Here is a 21,981-nt window from a genome sequence, read left to right as displayed (position 1 = left end):
CACCGGTCACAAGGCCCGTGAACGGCATATCCGTACAAGGCCTTAAGTGATTTATCGGATGAAAACGTTTTTAATGACCAGATTATTGGAAGTTGATCGAGACCGAATTCTTTTAAGTATGACTAATATTCGGACCGAACCGCGCAAGGTAAAACGACATGGCCGGCGCGAATTTGACCGATATCAATTTCCCTCTTTTTTGCGCGGCTAGGTGTAAACCCCTTCGCCCTCACTCCCGCGCGGTGGGAATGATGTTTTTCTTTCTTGGGAATAGTCAGGCATCCTAAGCATCGTTATGTTTCTGAACGGACCCATCTGTCATGTCCGATGCACCCGGGGCCGGAGCCGAACGAATCCTGCTCGTCCTCTCCTCGCTCGCCCATCACGGCAAAGCCATGTCGGTGCGCGAGCTCGTCGGCAAGACGGGGCTCGCGCAAAGCACGCTTTACCGGCAAATCGCGCTGCTCAAGCGATGGGGCTTCGTCTCCGAGGACGGCGGGCGGTACGCGCCCGGTCCCGTCAGTTTGCAGCTCGCGCTCTCGTTCGATTTGGGGTCGCATCTCATTGAAGCGAGCCGCGGCGCGATGCAGCGGCTCGCTCACACATCGGGCGAAAGCGTCGGGCTCCTCGTCGCCGTCAAGGAGCAAGTCGTCTGCCTCGAAATGATCGAAAGCCTGCACTCGCTGCGCTGCTCGTTCGAGAAGGGCCGCGCCGTACCGCTCAAGGCGGGGGCGTCGGCCAAATCGCTGCTCGCGTTCATGAACGAGCGCCGCTGCGCGGAAATCGTCGATGCGGTGTTCGCCGACGACGAAGCGGCGCGCATGGCATTGAAGAACCAGATCGCGACGATCCGCGCCGAGGGGTTCGTCGTCAGCGACAGCGAAGTCGACCCGGGCGTCTGGGGCGTGAGCGCGCCGATCTTCGCGCGCGCCGGCCGCACGAGCCCGAGCGTTGCATCGATCACGCTGATGGCGCCCGTCACGCGCGTGCCGGGCCGCGAAGCCATGTTGATCGACGCGACACGCAGCACCGCGCGCGAGATTTCGCGCCGGCTGCAGGCCGATTGAACCCCGATTGCACCCGATTGAACGACCCGAACCCGCCGCCCACCGAACCGAACGCACTGAACCGTACCCGCCGGTACCTCAAAGGAGACCCTCGATGAAACCGATCCGCTTGCTCGCCGCCCTATTCCTGTCCGCGGCCTTCGCCGTTGCCGCCGCCCCGAGCTCGGCCCTCGCCGCCGATGCCGATTCCGGCGCGCTGAAGGTGGCCACCGATGCGACGTTCCCGCCGATGGAGTACACCGAGAACAACGCGCGCACGGGCTTCGACGTCGACCTCATGAACGCGCTCGCCAAGGCAATGGGCAAACAAGTGCAATGGACGGACATCGACTTCAAGGGGCTCGTGCCGGGCCTCGTCGCCCACCGCTTCGACGTCGCCATCTCGGCCATCTACATCACGCCGGAGCGCGCGCAAGTCGTCGACTTCACCGAGCCGTACTACGCGGGCGGCCTCGTCGCGCTCGTGAAGGCCAATTCGCCGATCAAGACGCTCGCCGATCTGAACGGCAAGAAAGTCAGCGTTCAGGTGGGCACGAAGTCGGTGAACTTTCTCGCGCAAAACTATCCGCAGGTGCACCGCGTCGAGGTGGAGAAGAACGAGGAGATGTTCGACCTCGTCGGCATCGGACGTGCCGACGCGGCCGTGACGGGCAAGCCCGCGGCCTACCAGTTCGTGCGGACGCGTCCGGGCTTCCGCGTCCTCGACGAGCAGTTGACGACGGAGAAGTACGGCATCGCCGTGCGCAAGGACGAGCCGCAACTGCGCGACGCGCTCAACGGCGCCCTCCAGAAGATCAAAGCCGACGGCACCTACGCGGCGCTCGTCAAGAAGTGGTTCAGCAGCAAGTAATGCGGATGGAAATGGGGACGCGGATATCGAAGTCGACGCCGACGCCGAAGCCGCCCCCGCGCGAGGCCGCGCTGAGTGACACTCGGTTGCGGCCGCCGTCCTGAGTTTCACGTTTAGGAATCGATTGGTATGGAACTCGATTTTTCTCCCGTATTCGCGGGCTGGGCTGAAATCCTGCATGGCGCGGCCGTGACGATCGAAGTCACGGCGGCGTCGCTCGTCGTGAGCTGCGTGCTCGGCCTGCTGATCGGCATCGGCCGCCTCGGGCACCGCCGCGGCCCCGTCTACGCCATTTGCTCCACTTACGTGACGTTCTTTCGCGGCACGCCGTTGCTCGTGCAGCTGTTCCTGCTGTTCTTCGGACTGCCGCAGTTCAACATCATGCTGCCGGCGTTCTTTTGCGGCGTGATCGGCCTCGGGCTCTATTCGGCCTCCTACGTGTCGGAAATCGTGCGAGGCGCGATTCAGTCGATCGACCGCGGGCAGATGGAAGCGGCACGCTCGATCGGCATGTCGTCGTCGCTCGCGATGCGCACCGTGATCCTGCCGCAAGCGATCGTGCGCATGATCCCGCCGCTCGGCAACGAATTCATCGCGTTGATCAAGAACTCGGCGCTGGTCTCGCTGCTGACGATCGACGATCTCATGCACGAGGGCCAGAAGATCATCAGCGTGTCGTACCGCTCGCTCGAAGTCTATCTGGTCATCGCGCTCGTCTATCTCGTGCTGACGAGTTCGACGAACTACCTGCTGCAACGCGCGGAGCGACGGCTGCGCGCCGGAGGAATGGTCCAATGAACGCCGTGCCGAAAGCCGCCGCTCCGAAGAGCGACGAACCCATCGTCCGCATCCGCGGCCTCAAGAAGTCGTTCGGAGAGCATATCGTCCTGAACGGGATCGATTTCGACGTCGCCCCCTCGCAGGTCGTCGTCGTCATCGGGCCCAGCGGGTCCGGCAAGAGCACGTTCCTGCGCTGCTGCAACGGCCTCGAACAGCCCGAGGGCGGCACGGTCGACATCTGCGGCCATCGGCTCGTCGACCACGGCGTCATGCTCAAGGAGCGTCCGCTGAACGCGCTGCGCACCGAAGTGGGCATGGTGTTCCAGTCGTTCAATCTGTTTCCGCATTTGTCCGTGCTCGATAACATCACGCTCGGTCCGCGCAAGCTGCGCGGCGCGTCGAAGGACGAGGCCGCGGCCGCCGCGATGGCGCTGCTCGAGAAGGTAGGCCTCGCGCAGAAGGCGCACGCGATGCCGGCCAGCCTGTCCGGCGGGCAGAAGCAACGCGTCGCGATCGCGCGCTCGCTCGCGATGCGCCCGCGGGTGATGCTGTTCGACGAGCCGACGTCGGCCCTCGATCCCGAGCTGGTAGGCGAGGTGCTGCAAGTCATGAAGATGCTCGCCGGCGACGGCATGACGATGGTGGTCGTCACGCACGAGATGGGCTTCGCCAAAGAGGTGGCCGACGTGGTTGTCGTCATGGACGGCGGGGCGATCGTCGAAGCGGGGCCGCCGCAGACGATCTTCTCGGCGCCGACGCAGCCGCGCACGCGCGCGTTCTTGCAAGCCGTACTGTCACGCGCATGAGTACCGCATTCGATTCGTCCGTTTGGACCGGCCGCCGCGACGCCGGCGAGCACGGCGATACCGCGCGGCTATTCGAGCGCGTTCGGCCGTACGATGCCGGCTCGAACGTTAAGGGTGCGCCCGTGCTGATTGGATTTGCCTGCGACGAAGGCGTCAGGCGCAATCAGGGACGCGTCGGCGCGGCACACGCGCCACGCGCATTGCGGCGGGCGCTGGCCGGTCTGCCCGCGCATCGGCTGGGCGAATGCTTCGATGCGGGCGATATCGTCTGCGCCGGCGAGGACCTCGAAGGCGCGCAAGCCGCACTGAGCGAGCAAGTGCATCGCGTGTTGGCGGCCGGGGCACGCCCGATCGTCCTTGGCGGCGGACACGAAGTCGCCTGGGGGACCTACGGCGGCCTGCGCGGCTGGCTCGACGAGCAGGCTGGGTCATCGTCGCGCGCCGCGAACAGCGATGCCGCGGACGCAAGAAAGCTGCTCGTCGTGAATTTCGATGCGCACTTCGACTTGCGCACGGCGCGCCCCGGCAATTCGGGCACGCCGTTCGATCAGATCGCGCGCGACTGCGAAGCACGCGGCGTTGCACTGACTTACGCCTGCTTCGGCGTCAGCGAGTTGGCCAACACGGCGGCGCTGTTTGCGCGGGCAAACGAAATCGGCGCGCACTATGTGATCGACCTGGACATGCAGGAGCGCCATCTCGGCGAGCGGCTGGCCGAGCTCGATGGCCTGATCGCGCAGGCCGACGACATTTATCTGACGATCGATCTGGATGTGCTGCCAGCGAGCGTCGTACCCGGCGTATCGGCGCCCGCGGCGTTCGGCGTGCCGCTCGCCGTGGTCGAAGCAATGGTCATGCGCATTCGTGCGTCGCCGAAATTGCGCGCGGCGGACATCGCCGAGTACAACCCGGAATACGATCAGGACACTCGAAGCGCACGTGCCGCGGCGAGGCTCGTCTATCGTCTGCTTTAACCGGGCGACGAGATGGGGTGGCCGGGCGAAGGCCGGCTAGTGGCGATGCAGGAGGCTGCGCAGCGGGTGGCGCCAGTCGACGCGGCGCGGTTGCGGGTCGCGCGCCTGGCGCACATGGTCTTGCCAGAGTTCGTCGGAGAAAAGAAACGCGACGATCAACAGCGGCAGCACGAGGAACGCGCCCAAAATCACTCGCTCGATCACGATGAGCCTCCCGCGCCAATTCAAGGCATAAGCGAAGAACGTGAGAGTCATTCTAGGCGCATGTCGTCCGACTCGCGCGATAGGTCGTGACGCTTGCGTGGGCGCGCGCGCGTTCCGTGGAGCATTTCAGGAAGCGGCCTTCTTCCATGCGACCGCCAGCACCCCCGCGCACATCAGCAGCGATCCGCCCGTGCGGTTGACCGCGCGCTGCACCGATGGATTACGGATAGCACGTCGCGCGCCAGACGCGAGCATCGCGTAGCCGAACGCGTTCAGCGTCCCCAGCGCGACGAACGTCGCCTCGAGTACGGCGGCCTGTGACCATGCCGGCGCGTGCGGATCCATGAACTGCGGCACGAACGCGACGAAGAACACGATGCTTTTCGGATTAAGCGCGGTGACGGCATAGGCATGCGCGACGACGCGGCTCGTGCGCGTTTCCGACACGTCGGGCGTCTCGCCGGCGGTGACGGGGGCGCGCCAGAGCTTCACGCCGAGATAGACGAGGTATAGCGCGCCGCCCCACTTGAGGACGGTGAACCACTCGGCGGATGCGGCCAACAGAGCGCCGAGGCCGAACATCGCGGCCGTCATCGACGTCAAATCGCCGAGCGCCACGCCGGCCGTCGTCGCCAGCGCGTAGCGCCGGCCGTGCCCAAGGGCATACGACACGACGAGCAGCACGGTCGGCCCCGGAATGAGGATGAGGATGGCCGAAGCGAGTGCGAACGACAGCCAGTGAACGAGACTCATGGGGTTCTCCTAGGTGGGGATGGTCGGATTTATCCACCGCGCCGGCGACAATGCAAGCCAAACCGCATCGGCCATCCGCATTGGGCGTTGCCGAGTCTTGCGTCCGACGAAGAAGCGGGCGCATCGCACCCTGGCATTCTTTTTGTCCTGTAGCTAAACCGTTATTCCCGGTATTCGGCATTTGCTTTAAAACGTCTTTATGTGCGGCGCGGCAAAATGCTTTGCGAATTATTAATCAGCTTAATTCGTTCGTGATTCCAAGCTGATCGCTCCCCGCAGAGCCTTACGCCACGCCGGTTTCGACGCTTACGGGTCGCCTGCGCGCCCGCCGGGCAAGGCCCTCGCGCGACCCGGATTGCATGCTCGGAGGGGCTTCCGGGCGGTGCGACAATCCGCCGCTTTTGCAAGCGCACACAAGATGTGCTTGAGCTTTTACACGTATGATCTACGCTCAAACACGCGGGTTTTGGATTGCCTTTAAATACATAGCTAACCTACGTAAAAACCCGCATGGAGGCATATATGAAAAAGCAAGCCGGCATGCTTTTGATGCTCGTGGGGCTGACCGCCACGGCCACGATCGCGCAAGCGCAGGACAATGTCCTGAAGCCTCAACAGACGTTCCAATTCAAAGCCAACGCGTATGGCTGCCTGTCGAAGGATAAGCTCGACTCGGCTTATCAGCACGCGCAAGCGGGTGAACAGCAGCAGATGCAGGAGTTCTTCTCCGGATTCCAATGCTTGTCCGCGCCCGAGCACGCCGATTTCCGCGTCGTGCGCGTCGTGGGCCGAGATGTCGAATTCGTGAATGCCGGCAACGACGATACGCAGGGCCTTTGGACCCACGCCGAATTCATCAAGCAATAGCGACAGCGATCACGCTTCAGTAGGGATAGCGCTTCGTGATCTTCGCGCCGGACGCGCCAAACGTTTCGGCGCGAAGGATGTCGCCGCTGTAGCGATCCCTGGCGCTGCGCCGGCGAGTTCGCCACCGATAATTTCTCGTCGATTCGTCGGACGACGGCCCGGTCTATCCGGGCCGTTTGTATTTGCGCGGCCGTTTTTCGTTATCATCACGCGCCGAAGGCTGCCGCGCATCGCGCGCAGCCCCGCCCCGATACGCGACCGTTTCGCGCAACGACACGCCTCTCCGACGCCGCATGGCCCTCAAATCGACGATCTACAAAGCCGAACTCCAAATCGCAGACATGGATCGGCATTACTACGGCGACCACTCGCTGACCATCGCACGGCATCCCTCCGAGACCGACGAGCGGATGATGGTGCGCTTGGCCGCGTTCGCGTTCTTCGCGGGCGAGCGGCTCGAACTGGCCAAAGGGCTGTCCGATACGGACGAGCCGGATCTTTGGGAGAAGGACCTGACCGGTGCGATTCAGACTTGGATCGAGGTCGGACAGCCCGACGAACGGCGGCTCGCCAAAGCGAGCGGGCGCGCCGAGCGCGTGATCGTCATCGCTTACGGCGGACGCACGTCGCAGATCTGGTGGGACGGGTTGCGCACGAAGGTCGAGCGGCTGCGCAACGTCGAGGTGTGGTCGCTCGCGGAAGGCGTCGGCGATGCCTTGGCCAGCTTGGCCGAGCGCACGATGCGATTGCAGTTCACCTTGCAGGACGGCGCCGCCTGGCTCACCAACGCGATCGCGGATCCCGTCGAATTGCAGTGGACCGTGCTGAAAGCGCGCGCCTGAGCCTGATCAAAGCGCGGTTGCGCGCGCCGATTCCGGCGGCCCCTTCAGTTCGACCATGTTTCCTTCGGGGTCGAATAGATAAATCGACTGCCCGTATCCGTCGGCACCGTACCGTCTTCCCTCGGTCCCGAGCCGCGCGCCGTGCGCGGTCAGATGAGCGATGAGCTGCGCCGGATCGTACAGCTCGACGCGCAGACACAAATGATCCATGTTGCGGCCGCCGCCCGGCGTGCCGCTATCGGCGCGGTCGATCGAGGAGCCCACGGCCAGCAGATCGATCATCGAGCGCCCCGCGCGCAATTGCGTGAGCCCGATCTCGGGCTGCTCCTTTTCGACCCTGCATCCGAGCGCCTCGCAGTAGAAACGCGTCATGCCCGCGGGATCGGCGGTGCGGATGACGACGTGGTCGATTTCACGAATCGTCGGCTTCATCGAGGCTTTCCTCCTTGTCGGGCGGCTGCGGGCGGACATACCGCCGGCCTGTGCGCGGGGATGTAAGCAGTGTACGGCAGCGCGTCTCACCGCGCGTGCGGCGATGCGGCCAAGGCGGCAAGACGGAATGGGGAAAACGCGGGCAAAAAAAAGCCCGCCTAAGAGGCGGGCTGAATCCATATCAGGAGGAGACATGGAGGAGACAGTTCCAACTATACACACGTCGATGGTGCAATGCAATATCTTTTTTATGACGGAAAATGACGGATGTGACAAACGATTTCTGAAAGAGGGGAAAGAGGGTGCGGCAGGTGCCCCAATTCGGCCAGCGAGCCAAGCCTGGCCGCGCCGAGCGCGCAGGCTGATCCGCCTTAGCCGTCATGGGGTCGGATGGTATTTTGACGTCAGGCATCGCTGGAATTAGACCGCAACATTCGGCGCGCGGCACGCAGCGAGGACGCATACAGTTGGCATCGTTCACCGAGCCAATGTCGAGGAAAATCATGGACACCGCCTATCAAACGGATACGGAGCGCTGGGACGCCGTCGTCGGCCGCGACGCGCAGGCGGACGGCGCCTTCTTTTATGCCGTCGCCACGACGGGCGTGTTTTGCCGGCCCTCGTGCGCTTCGCGTCTGCCGCGGCGCGAGAACGTGTCGTTCTTCGGCACGACCGGCGAAGCCCGCGCGGCCGGCTTCCGCCCGTGCAAACGCTGCCAGCCGGAGGGGCTGCCGCGCGACATGGCCATCGTCGAACGCGCCTGCGCCGCGCTCGATGCCGATCCCCACGCCCGTCTGACGCTCGCGCAGCTCAGCGAGGCCGTGCACGTGAGCCCGTTCCATCTCCAGCGTCTGTTCAAGCGCATCGTGGGCGTCTCGCCGCGCGAATATCAGGCCGCCCGGCGCGGCGCTGCGCTGCGCGCCGCGCTGCAGCGCGGCGAGGGCGTGACGCGCGCGGCGCTCGATGCCGGCTTCAATTCGCCGTCGCGGCTCTACGATAGCGTCGCCGGCGAACTCGGCATGGCGCCGTCCGCGTACCGGAAAAAAGGCGAGGGGCGGCGTCTCTATTACGCCTACGCCGCCACGGCGCTCGGCCATGTGCTCGTCGCGGCGACCGACAAGGGCATTTGCCGGATCGCATTCGGTGACGACGGAACCGAACTCGTCCAAGCGCTGCGGCATGCGTTCGTCAAAGCCGACCTGGTCGAAGACCGCGAGCGGATCGCGCCGTTCATCGAGCAGATCGATGCCTATTTGTGCGGCCGGCGCGAGATCTTCGACCTGCCGCTCGATGTCAGCACGACGGCGTTCCGCCAGCGGGTATGGGACGCGCTGCGAAACATCCCCTACGGCGAGACGCGCAGCTATACGCAGATCGCCGAATTGCTCGGCGCGCCCCGCGCGGTGCGCGCGGTGGCGAGCGCGTGCGCGTCGAACGAGGTCGCATTGGCCATTCCGTGCCACCGCGTGTTGCAAAAGGGCGGTGCGCTCGCCGGCTACCGCTGGGGCCTCGCCCGCAAGGCCGCCTTGCTCGATGCCGAAGCGCGGCATGCAAGCGTTTCGGCAGCGGCCGGCGACGCACGCGCCGGCGCCGAGATCCGCCGCGACCTGGACGACGCAGCTTGAGCACCGCACCCGCCGTTATCTTCGAGCTGCCGTTCAAAGCGCCCTACGACTGGGCCCGCGTGCTGCGGTTCTTCGCCGGGCGCGCGACGCCCGGCGTCGAGGCGGTGGAGAACGGCACCTACCGGCGCGCGATCGAGTGGGACGGCGCGAGCGGCACGCTCTGCGTCGCCCGCCATGCGCGCAAGCATCGGCTCGTCGTCACAGTGGAAGGCGATGCCGGCTGCCATGCCGAAGCGCTCATGCCGCATGTCGCGACGATGTTCGACGTCGACGCGAACCCCGCCGCCATCGGCGCTCATCTCGCGCGCGATCCATGGCTCGCGCCGCTCCTCGATGCCGCACCGGGCTTGCGCCTGCCGGGCGCGTGGTCGGCGTTCGAGCTCGTCGTCCGCGCGATCGTCGGGCAGCAGGTCAGCGTCAAAGCCGCAACGACGATCATCGGCCGGCTCGTCATGCGGGCGGGCGAGCCCATCGCCGATCATCCTCATCCGGGCACGGCCTGGCGCTTCCCGACTCCGGCCGCGCTCGCCGATGCCGACCTGGTGCAGATCGGCATGCCCGGGAAACGCGTCGCCGCGTTGCAGGGGCTCGCGCGTGCCGTAGCCTCGGGCGAGATGCCGATCGACGACATTCATGCCGCCCGGATTCCGGCCGCCTCATTGGCGCAGGCGCGCGCGGCATTGCTCGCGCTGCCGGGCATCGGCCCTTGGACGGTCGAATACATCGCCATGCGCGCGTGGCGAGACGTCGACGCATTCCCCGCCACCGACCTCGTCCTGATGCAGGCGATCGCCGAGCGCGACCCTACCCTCGTCCGCGCTCCGGCTCAGCGCGCGCGGACCGAGGCATGGCGCCCGTTCCGCGCCTATGCCGCCATGCATTTGTGGAACGAAATCGCCGATCGCGCCGGCGGTCAGCGCGGCGGATAGCGCCGCGCGTTTCCTGCCTTATCCCCGTCGCGCCGAGAGTGCTCGCCGCACTTACGCACGCTGGGCGCACACGTTCCGCCACCATGCGCTAGGGCCGCTTTCCCAAGCCCATATTGGCTTCAAGCGAGGTTCTCGGCACGGTGTTAGAGTGCCCGCTACTCAACAATAATTGCACCGAGGTGCCCGCGCATGACGGCGTGGCGCCCGCATGGCTTCGATGTCAGATATCCAAATACCATCCAGGTCGGAAGCGTTCGCGCAGCGTTTGTCGGTGTTGACCTCACCGGCGGCGCGGGGCGTGCTCGCCCATGGCTTGCGCGGCATCGAGAAGGAGAGCCTGCGCATCGAGCGCGACGGCGCGCTGGCGATGACCCCGCACCCGCGCGCGCTCGGCTCGGCACTGACGCACCCGTCGCTGACGACCGATTATTCCGAGGCGCTGCTCGAGCTGATCACGCCGGCCGAGGCGACACCCGAGCAAGTGATCGAGCGGCTCGACGAGCTGCATCGCCTGGTCTATTCGCAGCTCGGCGACGAACTGCTCTGGACCGACTCGATGCCGGGCCGGCTGCCGGCCGACAACGAAATCCCGATTGCTGAATATGGGACGTCGAACATCGGCCGTCTCAAGCACGTCTACCGTCACGGGCTCGCGCTGCGGTACGGCCGGACGATGCAATGCATCGCGGGCATCCACTACAACTTTTCGCTGAGCGAGGAGGCGTGGCGTCTGCTGCACGCGCAGCGCCCGACGAACGCCACCGCCGTCGATTTCCAATCGGCGTGCTACTTCGCGCTGATTCGCAACTTCCGCCGAACGAACTGGCTGCTGATGTATCTGTTCGGCGCATCGCCGGCACTCGACGAAGCCTTCTTGCGAGGACGCCCGCACGGGCTGGAAAGGTTCGACGACAGCACGCTCTATCGCCCCTATGCAACTAGCCTGCGCATGAGCGACCTCGGCTACTCGAATACGACCGCGCAAGCGGCGCTGCAACCGAACTACGACACGCTGTCCGGTTATCTGGACGCGCTCGCGCGCGCCGTGAGCGAACCTTATCCGCCGTACGAGACGATCGGCACGCATCGCAACGGCGGCTGGGTGCAGATCAACACGAACGTGCTGCAAATCGAGAACGAGTTCTACTCGACGATCCGGCCGAAACGCGTGACCTACTCGGGCGAGCGGCCCTTGCACGCACTCGCGTCGCGCGGCGTGCAGTACGTCGAGGTGCGCTGCCTCGACATCGATCCGTTCGAGCCGAGCGGCATCAGCGTGGAGACGGCGCGCTTCCTCGACGCCTATCTGCTCGTGTGCGCGCTCGCGGATAGCCCGTCGCTGCCGCCGACGGCCTACGCCGAGGCGAACGCCAATTTCGGCCGCATCACGCTCGAAGGGCGCAAGCCCGGCTTGACGCTGTCGCGCGACGGCCAAGAGGTCTCGATGCGCGACTGGGCCGACGAACTCATGGGGCATATCGAAGCCGCCGCGCAGGCACTCGATGCGGTCAAGGGTGGTGACGCCCATGTGCACGCCGTCGCCGCGCAACGCGCGAAGCTGGCCGATCCCGACGCGACGCCCGCCGCGCGCGTGCTGCGCACGATGCGTGAACGCGGCCAGAGTTTCCTCGCGTTCGGCTTGGCCCAAAGCGAAGCACATGCGGCTTACTTCCGCGGCCAACCGCCCAAGGCCGATGTGTTGGAGGCGGCCCGCTTGCTGGCCGAGCGCTCGCTGGCCGAACAGGTGGAACTGGAACGCCGCGACGCCCCGGGCTCGTTCGACGATTTCGTCAACGACTATCGCGGTTACACGCTCGATCGCTTCAGCGTATAGGCCGGCAGTCCGAGCCGCGGCGGCCGGGCAAGGGCGGCCGAACGGCATGCGCCGTGCTTCATGCGAACGTCTGCTCGACAATCACGTCGAACCTTTCAGAACAAGATGGAAGGAGGGCGCTCGCCATGAAAACGATCGCATCGGTGCTCGCTTGCATGCTCGTCGCGGGATGCGCCGCGACGAACCAGGTCAATCCGGAAACGATGCAGGCCGCGACGAAGCCGCTCGTGTGCCGCGCCGACCAATGCTCGCTCTGGTGGCAGCGCGCCAGGCAATGGATCATCGGGCACACCCACTACCCGTTGCAGATCGATACGAGCCAAGCGATCGAAACGGCGGGCCCCGCGGGCGGCAGCGGCACGCCCGCTTTCCAAGTCACGCTCGCGCGCAACCCCGACGGCTCGTCGACGATCGGCTTCGCCGCGCACTGCGACCGTCCGCTCGAAGGCTGCCGTCCCAATCCGTGGCAAGCGGCCGCCGATTTCAAGCAATTCGTTCAAACCGGCGCCGAGCATGCGCAGCCTTGAGCTTTGAACCTTAAACTTTAAGCCTCGCGCCCAGCCCCTGGGGCGAGGCCGCGCGGCGTGCGGCCCATCCGCGTCAATGCCCCATGGCGGCACCGGCGCCGCGTTTGGGCTTGGTGATCCAAACGAGCCCGGCCAGCAGCACGAACGCCGCGCAGGAAATCCGGAAGAAGTCGTTCGTCGCCATCATGTAGCCCTGCTGCGTGACGAGCGAGTTCAACTGCGCGGTGATGCTGTCGCCGGTCATTCCGAGCGTGCCGAGCGCATGCTGATAGGCCGTCGTGTTCTGCGAGTAAGCGCTGACCGACTCGGAGAGAACGGCGTGGTGATAGATCGCATCGTTCTCCCAAAACGTGGTGCTGATCGCCGTGCCGATCGCGCCGGCAAGCGTTCGCAGGAAGTTCGACAAGCCCGAGGCGCTCGCGAGCCGTTCGTCGGGAATGCTCGACAGCGTGATCGTCGTCATCGGCACGAAGAAGCAGGCAACGCCGATACCCTGCACGATCCGCGGCATGATGACGTGGCCGAACGGCACGTCGAGCGTGAACGTGCCGTTCCAGATCGAGACGATCGCGAACACCGCGAACGCGAAGCTCGCCACCATGCGCAGATCGAGCCGATGCATGTTGCGGCCGATGAGCGGAGAGAGCACGAGCGCGAGCAGGCCGACGGGCGCCGTCGCGAGGCCGGCGAGGCCCGCCGTGTAGCCCATCACCGTCTGCAGCCAAAGCGGAAAGATGACGACCGATCCGAAGAACGTCATGTAGCCGAGAAAGATGATCAGCGCGCCAAGGGCAAAGTTGCGGTCCTTGAACAGCGTCAGATCGATGACCGGCGTTTTCTCGGTGATCTCCCAGGCGAGCAGAAAGGCCAGCGCCACGGCCGCGATCAACGCGAGCGCGACGATGAACGGCGAGCTGAACCAATCGCGGTCTTTGCCGTTGTCGAGCATCATCTGCAGGCACGAGATACCCACGACGAGCAGCCCCAGGCCAACTCCGTCGATCCGCTGCTTGGCCGTCGGCGTTTCGCGCCCGCGCAGCAGGAAGTACGCAGACGCGGCCGAGATGAGGCCGATCGGCAAATTGATATAGAAGATCCAGGGCCAGGAGTAGTTGTCGGTGATCCAGCCGCCCATCACGGGCCCGAAGATGGGCGCGACGATCACCGTCATCGCCCAAAGCCCGAGCGCCAAACCGCGCTTGGCCGGCGGGTAGCTGCGCATCAGGATCGTCTGCGAGAGCGGCACCATCGGTCCCGACACGAGCCCCTGCAGCAACCGGAATGCGATCAGCGACGGGAAGTTCACCGCCAGACCGCACAACGCCGAAGCCATCGTGAAGGCCAGCACCGAGATCGTGAACAGACGCACCTCGCCTACGCGCCGCGCGAGCCATCCGGTAAGCGGCACGGCGATCGCCGCCGCCACCGAATACGATGAGATGACCCACGTACCGTCGCTCGTGGCGACGCCGAGGCTACCCGATATCGTCGGCACCGCGACGTTGGCAATCGAGGTGTCGAGCACCTCCATGAACGTGCCGAAGGCGAGACCGACCGTCAGCAGCGCCAACGTGCCGCCGGTCAGCTGCACGGGAGCCGGCGGCGGCGCGGCCGCGGCGGAAGCCGCATTTGCCATGCGCATTCTCCTTGTTCTTTGATCCTGCGAACCCACGCGCGGTGGCCCACCGGGGTTCGGTTCCATTCGGCGCCAATATCTCGAAATTTGATTGCCCTGTCAATATTTTTCTATGCAATGATGGTTCAGTCCTGTAACTCGGAGGCATTTGAAGGATTGCATCGTGCGGTAACTTGCCGTAACCCCCGCTGCCGGCCGGCTGCGTTACCATCGGGCGAATTCCATCGAACACACGCAGGCATGCCGCTTCGTCCCCTTCCTTCCCTCGCCGCCGCGCTAGCGTGCGCCACCGCGGCAGCCGCGCTGAGCGGGTGCGCCGTCGGCCCCGATTACCATCGCCCAAGCACGCCGAGCGCTGCGTCGTACAAGGAAACGCCGGCCGGATGGAAGGTGGCCGAACCCGCGGACCACGCCGATCGCGGCGACTGGTGGTCGATCTACCACGACGCGCGGCTTTCGGCGTTGATGGACCAACTCGATACGTCGAACCAAACGATCGCCCAGTACGAGGCAGCTTACCGGCAGGCGCGCGCGCTCGTTGCCGAAGCGCGCGCGGCGTATTTCCCGACGCTCGGGCTGACGGCCAGCGCGTCGCGCGCGGGGCAGCAGTTTTCTTCGCGCAGCGGCTCGCTCGGTTCGGCAGGCTCAGGGTCCAGTGGCATCAGCAATTCGTTCAGCGCGGGACTGGATGCGTCGTGGGAGCCCGATCTTTGGGGCAAAGTGAGCCGCACCGTCTCCGCTCAAAAGGCCGGGCAGCAAGGTGCCGCGGCCGACCTGGCGAACGCGCGGCTGTCGGCGCAGGCCACGCTCGCGCAGACTTACTTCCAGCTGCGCGCGCTCGATGCGACGCAAAAGCTGCTGGACGACACGGTGAGCGCCTATACGCAAGCGCTCAAACTGACGCAGAACCAGTATGGGCAGGGTGTCGTCGCGCGTTCGGATGTCATTCAGGCACAAACGCAGCTGCAGTCGGCGCAGGCAGCCGCGATCGACAACGGTGTCACGCGCGCGCAAGACGAGCACGCCATTGCCGTACTCGTCGGCCAGAGTGCGTCGACGTTTTCGATTCCGCCGATCCCGCTCGCCGCCGAACCGCCGTCCGTGCCGGTCGGCGTGCCCTCGGCACTGCTCGAGCGGCGGCCCGACATCGCGGCGGCCGAGCGTAAAACCGCGGCAGCCAACGAGCAGATCGGCGTCGCGATCGCGGCCTACTTCCCCACGCTGACGCTCTCCGCGCAAGGCGGCTACCAAAACTCGGTGCTGTCCAAGCTGTTCACGCTGCCGTCGCGGTTCTGGAGCGTCGGCCCCCAACTCGCCGCAACGCTGTTCGATGCGGGCTTGCGCCACGCGCAGACCGAAGCCGCGCGCGCTGCCTACGACCAGCAAGTCGCCGTCTACCGGCAGACAGTGCTCGGCGCGTTCCAGGAAGTCGAGGACGACCTCGCATCGCAACGGATCCTCGCTCAAGAGATCGTCGTTCAGCGCCAGGCCGTCGACTCCGCCAAGCAAGCGCTCGCCATCGTCACGAACGAATACAAGGCCGGCACCGTCGCCTACGTCAGCGTGCTGACCGCGCAGACGACGGCCTTCTCCGCCGAGCAAAAGCTCGCGAGTCTGGCCGGCCAACGGATGGTTTCGTCGGTCGGCCTAGTCAAAGCGCTCGGGGGAGGATGGAACATCGCGCAGATGGATCGTGAAGAGGTGGGCAGCGCCCGCTAGCCTAACGCTAATGCGTGTAGTCGAGCGCGACCGTTCCCTCCTGGCCGGTCGGGCGTCCTAGCAGGTTGAGCAGGCCCGCCAGATTTTCGCTGGCCTGCCCGGTCGAACTCGCTTGCCCATGAAACGAACTCGCGTTCGCCGAGATCGTGCCGTGCCCGCTCAGCAGCAGCGAGGAGCCGTTCACCGTCGACAGGTCGATCGTGGACGAATCGCCTTGCGATTGCAGCGCCACGCGATAGGAACCGAGCGGCTTGACGGGCGACACGCGCGAACTCATGTCGTTCAACGTCACGACGAGCTGGCCGTACGAGCGCGTACCGAGCAGCCGCCAAGGCGTCCAGGCCAGCCGCACCGCGCCCTGCAGATCCAGCGTGTTGAACGGCGCCCCCAATCCCGCAAGCAGCGCCGCCGGCACGGCGATTTCGCCCGACGAAACCGTGGCGTTGCGCGGCGCCGCGTCGACCTCGATCGGGTCGGGCATCGCCGGTGTTTGCCGCATGCGCATGCTCAAGCGTCCCGTGAACAACGGCCAGAAAGCCGTATCCCATTGCACGCGCCCGGGCAGCAGCGTACCGGCGCCCGAATCCCTGCCTGCCGCCAGCACGAGCGTGGCCGAGCCGTGCCAAAGCGAACCCGACGGCTCGATGAGATTGACGTGGCCCTGCGTCGCCTTGGCGAACTGCGGCGTGATCCACGCGGCGGGCGCCATCGCGACGAACGTCACGCCGCACGACACGACGGCAATCACGAGCCACGGCAGCGCGGCGAGCAAACGCCGCCCCATCCCGCTCATGCGCAACCTCGCACCGTATGCCGCATCGACGCGCAACTCGACGCGCAATCCCAGCTCCGTTTCGCGGCCAAGGTAAAGACGCTCGTCATTGCTCGGTCCTCGCCGGGGCCGTGGCGGGCTGCAGCGCGACCGTGAGGTCGACTTGGCCGTCGTCCTTCAGCGCCGTGGCGTGCAGTTCGATGACGCGCACCTTGAACTGCTTGCGCGCACCGTCGAGCCACATCGTCCAAGCCGGAAACGACGCGTTCTTCGCTTCGAGCTGCACCGCCTCGCCGGTCAAGCGTGCCTGCGTCGTCGCGAGGCCCGCTTGCGTCAGCGATGCGGACAGCGCGTCGCGCAACGCGCCGCCCGTGGGCGCGAGCCCCTGCGCGGCCGACGCGAGCGCACGCGCCTCGTCGGCCTGCGCCGTCATCTGCGCGATCTGACGCTGCATCGCCGGCAGCGTTTGGTGCAGATGCGAGCGGCCTTGCTGCGCCGGTGCCCACAGCACCGAGTAAGCGACGACTACCGCGACGGCGACGCCGCCCCAAGTCAGCAGCAGCTTCTCCCGCGCGGTGCGCGGCTCCCAGAAGCTGGCCCAAACATCACCGAGTGTGCCCAGATTCATTGACCGCTCCCGTTTCGAATGACCCACTTGCCGGTGTTCGTATCGATTTCGCCCGCGAGCCCGTTCTGCGCGAGCCGCTGCCCGAATGCGGGATCGGGTTTGACGGCGGGTTTGAACGTCACGTCGAGACGGCGATCGTGATAATCGAGCGCGGCGATGCCGTTCACGGGTATGCCGCCGAGCGAACGGTCAAGCCGCGCCGCCAACGAGAGGTAATCGTCGGGGGACAGTTCGCCGGCGGCGAGGCGCAGATGCTCGAGCTGCGTCGTCATCTGCGATGCGGGATCGAGCACCACGGTCGTCTTCGGGAACGCATTCAACAGCAGCTCCGTCATTTGCGCTGTGAGTGCGTCGCGCTCGTGCGCGAGCATCATCCACTGCACGTTCGCGCCGATCACGGCCGCGACGAGTGCCGCGCACGCGAGCGCGACCGGCAGGCGCAGCCGGCGCAGCGTCGCGCGATCGAGCCGCCACGGCCGCGATTCGAACTCGAACTGGCAGAGGTCGAAACGGCTGTCGAGCGCGTTGCGAGCGAGCGTCTCGAACGGCAGCGGTGCGACCCCCACGTGCACGCCGTGTGCCGGCATCGCCTCGCCGGCCAGCGTCGGTTCGCCGCCGGGCAATCCCGTCAGCTCGTACGCCGTCACGCTCGCTTCGCCGGCCAGCGCCGCAAGCGTCGTGCCGAGCGCGGAAAGCGGCACCGCGAGCCCTTCGCCGTGCTCGCCCCGAGCCAGAGCGAGTTCGACGCGCGGCTCGGTGTTGTCGATGAAGGTCGGCTCGGGCGTGGCCGCGAGCGCAGCGTCGGCCAGAATCGCGGGCGCCGTCTGCGCCACCGTGCCGAGCACGGCCGCGACCAGCGGCACGGCCCCGGCCGGCACCGCTTCGGCACCCGGCTCGCTCGCCGACGCGGCCACCGCCGCGACGTCGGCAAGCGCCGGCTCCTCGGCCATCGTGGGTGCGGCGACCGGCGCCGGCAGACAGCGCGTGACCGGCACCGCGCGCAGGCTGCGGTGGCCGGCCGAGTTGAAGGCTTCGACGATGAAGCGGAACCAGCCGCGGTCGATGACGGCCATCATGCGCTTGCCGTCGGCAAGCGGCCGCGGGTCGAGCGCGATGTGGCAGGTTTGCGCGTCCTGGATCAGATAGTCCTCGACCACGTTCGGCAAGGCTTGCTTGAGCCGAGGCCCCTTCACCGGCGGCAGCGTCGCCGCGAGCATCAGCATGTCGCGCGCCGCGACGATCAGCACCGTCGTGGACGCGCGCGGCAGGAACGCAAGCGCCGCGCGGCCCGCGCGCTCCTTGCGCCCGCTCTTGTCGAGGAGCATGAACGGCATCTCCGGGATCTGCCATTCTTGCGACGGCACCGCCGGATCTCGCGGCGGCAGTAAGACGATCAACGTGCTCAAGGCCCGCCCTCTCTTGGTTTTGAATCCGGTTCAAAGCTGATCGCGCACGCGCACGACTCGTGTCGTATGCGTAAGCGGATCGCGATAGATGAGTGTCGTACGGTCGACCTCGGCCCGCTCGTATTGCACGTGCCCATGCACGAAAAAATAGCTCGTCGTGACGTCCATGGGAATCTGCGTGATGTCGAAATTAGGAGGTAGCGCACCCGTGCCCTGCAAGGCGAGCTGCACGTCGCTCGTATTCCGGAAGAACGCGCTCTGACGCCGAGACACCAGCGCCTGCGCGCTCCCGAGCGACATGCCCGGCACCAGCGCGGCGATCACCTCGGCCGGCGCGGTATTCATGTTGACGGCCGTCGATGTCGGCAGCACGGTCACGAACGGCCGCAGCCGCGCGACCATTTCGGGCGTGAAGCCCGGCACGTTCAGCAGCGAATCCACGCTCGTGAATTGCAGCGGAGCGCCCTCGGAGCCGTCGCTAAAGCCGTCTTGCAGGCCCGGCGTGTTCGTGGAGCTGTCGCCCCCCACCGTGCCACCGGTCTGCGGTTGCGGCTGCACGGTTTGTCCCGCCGAGCCGAGCCGGCTGCTGAGCGGGTTCTGAAAGCGCGTGGCCGATCGCATCAACGACGCGCGTTCGCGCAGCGCCGCGGTTTTCGCGAGGCTGCCGTCGAGCCCCACGAGCGTGAGCAGCCGGGCAAATACGGCCATTTCGTTGACGTCGACCTGCAGCCTGCCTGGCGCCGGGACCGAGACGAGATTGCGCAAGTTGAACTTCGCCTGCGCATCTTCGATCGAGCCCGATAGGTAGGTTTGCTCGCTTTCCGCAGCATCGCCCACGCCGACCTTGCCGAGAAAATCCGAGAGCCGCGTCTTGGCGATCGGCACGGCCCAAATACCGCCCAAATAGGTGACCGTGGGCGCGGTATCGGCTTCCGAGCGCAGTATCAGACGCGTCCAATCGACCGCGCCGCGCGACACCCACAGCGCTTGCGACATCAGGCGCTGATTCTGAATGCGCCGGATCTGCACTTGCTGACGCCAGAGCACGCCGGCGACGAGAATCGCCGAGAGCGTCACGACGAGCAGCGCGCTGATGATGGCCGCGCCACGCTGGCGCCGCGGCCCCATCGGCCGCTTGCGAAGCGAATGCTTGAACGAGGGGATTTGCGCGCGCATCGTCATTCTCCGACGAGGAACACGCGGCGGATCGGCACGTGCAGAGACGGCGCGCCGATCGACACTTCGAGCCCCATCACCGCACGGGCCAGCGGCGTGGAACCGAACTGCGGCACCTTCACGTTATTGGCGTTGCGTGCGATTTCGTTGGTGACGTCACCCATCTTCGTCGTCCAGCCGACGTTCGGCACGTACATGCGCGCGGTGATCTTGCCGACCCCGGAAATGAGCGGCACCGCACTCCAAGCGCCGCTCGTGCTCGACGCCGCCAGCGCGCGCTGCAACTGGCCGAGCGTCGCAACCGGCGGCGATGCATAGCGCGTCACCCGCCCGTCCTGCACTTGATAGCGCACGACCTGCAGGCGCGGCGCCTCGCCCGGAGACCCGAACGAGCGCACGATCTGCAGCCCGTTGCTGGTGGCGGACACAGCCGGCTGGCCCACTTCGTCGTCGGTCGCCGCCTGGCGCGCATCGACGCTCAGCTGATCGAACAGCTGGACGAACACGCGTTCGTCTTCCATCGCGTTCTGGATGGTCTGCCGCCCGCGCATGATCTGGTCGAGGCCTCGCCACGACAGGATGGCGACGACGGCCAGGATCGCGATCGCGACCATCAGCTCGATCAGCGTGAACCCGCGCTGGCGCCGCCCGGCGCGTCGGCGTTCAGAGCGCACGGTTCGTCTCATTGGCGACCACCGTGACGAGTTGAGCCAGGTTGCCGGCGCGCCCGGGCGTCGTCACCGACACCTCGACGCGGCGGAAAATCGGATTCGGCGTGCCGCTTACGCGCTCGGTGCACGTGAGCGGCAGATTGCCTTGAGAGCAGTCGAACGTCTGCGTCCCGAGCTCGGGCCACTCGCGCGCCAGATGCAGCTCGGCCAACGCATTGTCGGCGCTCCATCCGGCCAACAGGCGCCTGTGCAGTTCGGCCTCGTCGCCCGCGAGCATGCCGACCGCGCGCAGCGACGCGGCGAGGGCGATGGCGATGATCGCGAGCGCGACGAGCACCTCGATCATCGTGAAGCCTTGCTCCCGAGCGGAAGCAGAAGCAGGAGCCGGGGCACGAGCAGGCGGGCGAGGGGAACGCATCTCAACGCACCTCATAGCGGCCGTTGCCGGTGCCGACGATCGTCGCGCGTCCGACCGACGAATAGAGCGTGACGGTCACCGCCTGCCCGATGCTTTCGACCCCGAACACGAGACGATCGGGATGCAGATCCGAGCCCGGATAGTCGATCGTCACGTCGGTCACGCCGGCCTCCCAATTGCGCTGGCGAAAGAGATCGTCGCGCAGCAGCGGGCGCCAGCCGTCCTCGGTGCGGATGTCGAAACGATAGCCGCCTCCGACGGGTTGCCAAGCGATCGGCCGCGAGCGCACCTGCGCTTCGTCGGAGGCCGATTCGAACAGCAGCGCGAGACGCTGCGCCTGCTCGTTCAGATCGGTGCGCGGATTGCGCTTGAGCGAAACCGACGCGAGCGAGACGAGCAACCCCGCGATGACGAGCACGACCATCATCTCGAGCAGCGTGAAGCCGCGCGCGCGCGCCGGGCCTGACGCCGCCCGACCGAGCCGTTGACGCGACGAGCCGATGCCGCCGTCGATGGACATGTTCGCGGGGAGTGCTAGAGGGCTAGGGCTTAAGGCAAGCCACGCGTCGTGCGCGGTATGCGCCGCGTCACTGCCACGAGCCGATGTCGGCATCGTTGCCTTCGCCGCCCGGCTTGCCGGTCGGGCCATAGCTGAAGACATCGATCTCGCCGTGCACGCCCGGATTGAGATACTGATAGGCATTGCCCCACGGATCGTTCGGCAGGCGCTCGAGATAGCCGCCGTCTTTCCAGTTGTTCGGGATCGGATCCGTCGAGGGCTTTTCGATGAGCGAGCGCAGACCTTGTTCCTGCGTGGGATAGCGTCCGTTGTCGAGCCGGTACAGTTTCATCGCCTGCATGATCGTCCCAATATCCTGCTTCGCCGCGACGCGACGCGCCTCATCGGGGCGGCTCATGATCTTGGGCACGATCAGCGCGGCCAGAATGCCGAGAATCGCGATCACGACCATGATCTCGATCAGCGTAAAGCCGCGTTGGCGGCGCGCGCGCAGGGCCGCGTCTTGGTTACGACGTTGGTTCCACAGTTGCATCATTCACTACCTC

At 66.1% G+C, this 21,981-nt stretch carries 24 protein-coding genes; 12 read left to right on the top strand and 12 right to left on the bottom strand.

Going from position 1 to position 21,981, the window contains the following annotated elements:
- Positions 1-320: 320 nt before the first annotated feature.
- The 5 genes from DWV00_RS14675 to hutG all read left to right on the top strand — a co-directional run bounded on the left by DWV00_RS14675 (position 321) and on the right by hutG (position 4,477).
- Positions 321-1,067, top strand: a complete 747-nt coding sequence (locus DWV00_RS14675) for an IclR family transcriptional regulator (RefSeq protein WP_115534288.1) — start codon at positions 321-323, stop codon at positions 1,065-1,067.
- A gap of 94 nt (positions 1,068-1,161) precedes the next feature.
- Positions 1,162-1,917, top strand: a complete 756-nt coding sequence (locus DWV00_RS14670; protein ID WP_115534287.1) for a transporter substrate-binding domain-containing protein — start codon at positions 1,162-1,164, stop codon at positions 1,915-1,917.
- A 129-nt stretch (positions 1,918-2,046) separates the two neighbouring features.
- On the top strand, positions 2,047-2,715 hold the full coding sequence (locus DWV00_RS14665) for an amino acid ABC transporter permease (RefSeq protein WP_115534286.1): 669 nt from the start codon (positions 2,047-2,049) through the stop codon (positions 2,713-2,715).
- Complete coding sequence (locus DWV00_RS14660; protein WP_115534285.1) at positions 2,712-3,503, top strand: amino acid ABC transporter ATP-binding protein; 792 nt, start codon at positions 2,712-2,714, stop codon at positions 3,501-3,503. Before DWV00_RS14665 ends, DWV00_RS14660 begins: the two co-directional genes overlap by 4 nt.
- A complete protein-coding gene (hutG, locus tag DWV00_RS14655) occupies positions 3,500-4,477 on the top strand; it encodes a formimidoylglutamase (protein ID WP_115534284.1) in 978 nt (325 codons plus the stop codon). The genes DWV00_RS14660 and hutG overlap by 4 nt, the downstream gene beginning before the upstream one ends.
- A 36-nt stretch (positions 4,478-4,513) precedes the next feature.
- Here hutG and DWV00_RS14650 read toward each other — a convergent pair whose 3' ends face one another.
- Positions 4,514-4,732: a hypothetical protein gene (locus tag DWV00_RS14650; protein WP_115534283.1), complete on the bottom strand. Its 219-nt coding sequence runs from the start codon at positions 4,730-4,732 to the stop codon at positions 4,514-4,516.
- Positions 4,733-4,807: 75 nt separating this feature from the next.
- On the bottom strand, positions 4,808-5,434 hold the full coding sequence (locus tag DWV00_RS14645) for a LysE family translocator (protein WP_115534282.1): 627 nt from the start codon (positions 5,432-5,434) through the stop codon (positions 4,808-4,810).
- A gap of 522 nt (positions 5,435-5,956) precedes the next feature.
- Between DWV00_RS14645 and sap1 the strand changes: the two genes are divergently transcribed.
- Together sap1 and DWV00_RS14635 are read left to right on the top strand one after the other, a co-directional pair.
- Positions 5,957-6,301: a surface attachment protein Sap1 gene (sap1, locus tag DWV00_RS14640; RefSeq protein WP_115534281.1), complete on the top strand. Its 345-nt coding sequence runs from the start codon at positions 5,957-5,959 to the stop codon at positions 6,299-6,301.
- 293 nt (positions 6,302-6,594) lie between these two features.
- On the top strand, positions 6,595-7,143 hold the full coding sequence (locus DWV00_RS14635; protein ID WP_115534280.1) for a YaeQ family protein: 549 nt from the start codon (positions 6,595-6,597) through the stop codon (positions 7,141-7,143).
- 6 nt (positions 7,144-7,149) lie between these two features.
- On the opposite strand, the gene DWV00_RS14630 is transcribed toward DWV00_RS14635, so the two are convergent.
- A complete protein-coding gene (locus DWV00_RS14630; protein ID WP_115534279.1) occupies positions 7,150-7,575 on the bottom strand; it encodes a VOC family protein in 426 nt (141 codons plus the stop codon).
- A 500-nt stretch (positions 7,576-8,075) separates the two neighbouring features.
- Between DWV00_RS14630 and ada the strand changes: the two genes are divergently transcribed.
- From ada to DWV00_RS14610, 4 genes are all read left to right on the top strand, one after another.
- A complete protein-coding gene (ada, locus tag DWV00_RS14625) occupies positions 8,076-9,200 on the top strand; it encodes a bifunctional DNA-binding transcriptional regulator/O6-methylguanine-DNA methyltransferase Ada (protein WP_425452776.1) in 1,125 nt (374 codons plus the stop codon).
- The gene (locus tag DWV00_RS14620; protein ID WP_115534277.1) at positions 9,197-10,129 is read left to right on the top strand and encodes a DNA-3-methyladenine glycosylase family protein; all 933 of its coding nucleotides are present in this window, start codon (positions 9,197-9,199) and stop codon (positions 10,127-10,129) included. The genes ada and DWV00_RS14620 overlap by 4 nt, the downstream gene beginning before the upstream one ends.
- Positions 10,130-10,346: 217 nt before the next feature.
- The gene (gene gshA, locus DWV00_RS14615) at positions 10,347-11,963 is read left to right on the top strand and encodes a glutamate--cysteine ligase (protein ID WP_115534341.1); all 1,617 of its coding nucleotides are present in this window, start codon (positions 10,347-10,349) and stop codon (positions 11,961-11,963) included.
- Positions 11,964-12,088: 125 nt separating this feature from the next.
- Complete coding sequence (locus DWV00_RS14610; protein WP_115534276.1) at positions 12,089-12,490, top strand: hypothetical protein; 402 nt, start codon at positions 12,089-12,091, stop codon at positions 12,488-12,490.
- A gap of 73 nt (positions 12,491-12,563) precedes the next feature.
- On the opposite strand, the gene DWV00_RS14605 is transcribed toward DWV00_RS14610, so the two are convergent.
- Positions 12,564-14,126, bottom strand: coding sequence for a DHA2 family efflux MFS transporter permease subunit (locus tag DWV00_RS14605; RefSeq protein ID WP_115534340.1), 1,563 nt, complete (start codon positions 14,124-14,126; stop codon positions 12,564-12,566).
- A 240-nt stretch (positions 14,127-14,366) separates the two neighbouring features.
- Here DWV00_RS14605 and DWV00_RS14600 point away from each other — a divergent pair, with 240 nt between their 5' ends.
- Complete coding sequence (locus tag DWV00_RS14600; RefSeq protein ID WP_115534275.1) at positions 14,367-15,845, top strand: efflux transporter outer membrane subunit; 1,479 nt, start codon at positions 14,367-14,369, stop codon at positions 15,843-15,845.
- Between the two features lie 7 nt (positions 15,846-15,852).
- Here the strand turns inward: DWV00_RS14600 and gspN are convergent, their stop codons facing one another.
- The 8 genes from gspN to gspG all read right to left on the bottom strand — a co-directional run bounded on the left by gspN (position 15,853) and on the right by gspG (position 21,968).
- Positions 15,853-16,638 carry a type II secretion system protein N gene (gene gspN / locus DWV00_RS14595; RefSeq protein ID WP_115534339.1) on the bottom strand — a complete coding sequence of 262 codons (786 nt, stop codon included), beginning with the start codon at positions 16,636-16,638 and terminating at the stop codon, positions 15,853-15,855.
- Positions 16,639-16,723: 85 nt separating this feature from the next.
- Positions 16,724-17,245, bottom strand: coding sequence for a type II secretion system protein GspM (gspM, locus tag DWV00_RS14590; protein ID WP_115534274.1), 522 nt, complete (start codon positions 17,243-17,245; stop codon positions 16,724-16,726).
- Positions 17,242-18,651: a type II secretion system protein GspL gene (gene gspL, locus DWV00_RS14585; RefSeq protein WP_115534273.1), complete on the bottom strand. Its 1,410-nt coding sequence runs from the start codon at positions 18,649-18,651 to the stop codon at positions 17,242-17,244. Before gspL ends, gspM begins: the two co-directional genes overlap by 4 nt.
- A 30-nt stretch (positions 18,652-18,681) precedes the next feature.
- Positions 18,682-19,827: a type II secretion system minor pseudopilin GspK gene (gene gspK, locus DWV00_RS14580; RefSeq protein WP_425452771.1), complete on the bottom strand. Its 1,146-nt coding sequence runs from the start codon at positions 19,825-19,827 to the stop codon at positions 18,682-18,684.
- A 2-nt stretch (positions 19,828-19,829) separates the two neighbouring features.
- Positions 19,830-20,513 carry a PulJ/GspJ family protein gene (locus DWV00_RS14575; RefSeq protein ID WP_115534272.1) on the bottom strand — a complete coding sequence of 228 codons (684 nt, stop codon included), beginning with the start codon at positions 20,511-20,513 and terminating at the stop codon, positions 19,830-19,832.
- Positions 20,491-20,916: a type II secretion system minor pseudopilin GspI gene (gspI, locus tag DWV00_RS14570; protein WP_115534271.1), complete on the bottom strand. Its 426-nt coding sequence runs from the start codon at positions 20,914-20,916 to the stop codon at positions 20,491-20,493. The genes DWV00_RS14575 and gspI overlap by 23 nt, the downstream gene beginning before the upstream one ends.
- A gap of 1 nt (position 20,917) precedes the next feature.
- On the bottom strand, positions 20,918-21,436 hold the full coding sequence (locus tag DWV00_RS14565) for a GspH/FimT family pseudopilin (RefSeq protein WP_115534270.1): 519 nt from the start codon (positions 21,434-21,436) through the stop codon (positions 20,918-20,920).
- A gap of 67 nt (positions 21,437-21,503) precedes the next feature.
- Complete coding sequence (gspG, locus tag DWV00_RS14560) at positions 21,504-21,968, bottom strand: type II secretion system major pseudopilin GspG (RefSeq protein ID WP_115534337.1); 465 nt, start codon at positions 21,966-21,968, stop codon at positions 21,504-21,506.
- Between the last annotated feature and the right edge of the window lie 13 nt (positions 21,969-21,981).

It is taken from the genome of Trinickia dinghuensis, assembly GCF_003367175.1.
Taxonomy (GTDB): Bacteria; Pseudomonadota; Gammaproteobacteria; order Burkholderiales; family Burkholderiaceae; genus Trinickia; species Trinickia dinghuensis.
Note: the sequence above shows the minus strand (reverse complement) of the source record. Positions and strands in the feature narration are given on the sequence as shown.

Bases quoted from the DNA above. Each gene is read 5' to 3' on its own strand.
- DWV00_RS14675 (WP_115534288.1), top strand. From the start codon at position 321: ATGTCCGATGCACCCGGGGCCGGAGCCGAACGAATCCTGCTCGTCCTC.
- DWV00_RS14670 (WP_115534287.1), top strand. From the start codon at position 1,162: ATGAAACCGATCCGCTTGCTCGCCGCCCTATTCCTGTCCGCGGCCTTC.
- DWV00_RS14665 (WP_115534286.1), top strand. From the start codon at position 2,047: ATGGAACTCGATTTTTCTCCCGTATTCGCGGGCTGGGCTGAAATCCTG.
- DWV00_RS14660 (WP_115534285.1), top strand. From the start codon at position 2,712: ATGAACGCCGTGCCGAAAGCCGCCGCTCCGAAGAGCGACGAACCCATC.
- hutG (WP_115534284.1), top strand. From the start codon at position 3,500: ATGAGTACCGCATTCGATTCGTCCGTTTGGACCGGCCGCCGCGACGCC.
- DWV00_RS14650 (WP_115534283.1), bottom strand. From the start codon at position 4,732: ATGACTCTCACGTTCTTCGCTTATGCCTTGAATTGGCGCGGGAGGCTC.
- DWV00_RS14645 (WP_115534282.1), bottom strand. From the start codon at position 5,434: ATGAGTCTCGTTCACTGGCTGTCGTTCGCACTCGCTTCGGCCATCCTC.
- sap1 (WP_115534281.1), top strand. From the start codon at position 5,957: ATGAAAAAGCAAGCCGGCATGCTTTTGATGCTCGTGGGGCTGACCGCC.
- DWV00_RS14635 (WP_115534280.1), top strand. From the start codon at position 6,595: ATGGCCCTCAAATCGACGATCTACAAAGCCGAACTCCAAATCGCAGAC.
- DWV00_RS14630 (WP_115534279.1), bottom strand. From the start codon at position 7,575: ATGAAGCCGACGATTCGTGAAATCGACCACGTCGTCATCCGCACCGCC.
- gshA (WP_115534341.1), top strand. From the start codon at position 10,347: ATGTCAGATATCCAAATACCATCCAGGTCGGAAGCGTTCGCGCAGCGT.
- DWV00_RS14610 (WP_115534276.1), top strand. From the start codon at position 12,089: ATGAAAACGATCGCATCGGTGCTCGCTTGCATGCTCGTCGCGGGATGC.
- DWV00_RS14605 (WP_115534340.1), bottom strand. From the start codon at position 14,126: ATGGCAAATGCGGCTTCCGCCGCGGCCGCGCCGCCGCCGGCTCCCGTG.
- DWV00_RS14600 (WP_115534275.1), top strand. From the start codon at position 14,367: ATGCCGCTTCGTCCCCTTCCTTCCCTCGCCGCCGCGCTAGCGTGCGCC.
- gspN (WP_115534339.1), bottom strand. From the start codon at position 16,638: ATGAGCGGGATGGGGCGGCGTTTGCTCGCCGCGCTGCCGTGGCTCGTG.
- gspM (WP_115534274.1), bottom strand. From the start codon at position 17,245: ATGAATCTGGGCACACTCGGTGATGTTTGGGCCAGCTTCTGGGAGCCG.
- gspK (WP_425452771.1), bottom strand. From the start codon at position 19,827: ATGCGCGCGCAAATCCCCTCGTTCAAGCATTCGCTTCGCAAGCGGCCG.
- DWV00_RS14575 (WP_115534272.1), bottom strand. From the start codon at position 20,513: ATGAGACGAACCGTGCGCTCTGAACGCCGACGCGCCGGGCGGCGCCAG.
- gspI (WP_115534271.1), bottom strand. From the start codon at position 20,916: ATGCGTTCCCCTCGCCCGCCTGCTCGTGCCCCGGCTCCTGCTTCTGCT.
- DWV00_RS14565 (WP_115534270.1), bottom strand. From the start codon at position 21,436: ATGTCCATCGACGGCGGCATCGGCTCGTCGCGTCAACGGCTCGGTCGG.
- gspG (WP_115534337.1), bottom strand. From the start codon at position 21,968: ATGCAACTGTGGAACCAACGTCGTAACCAAGACGCGGCCCTGCGCGCG.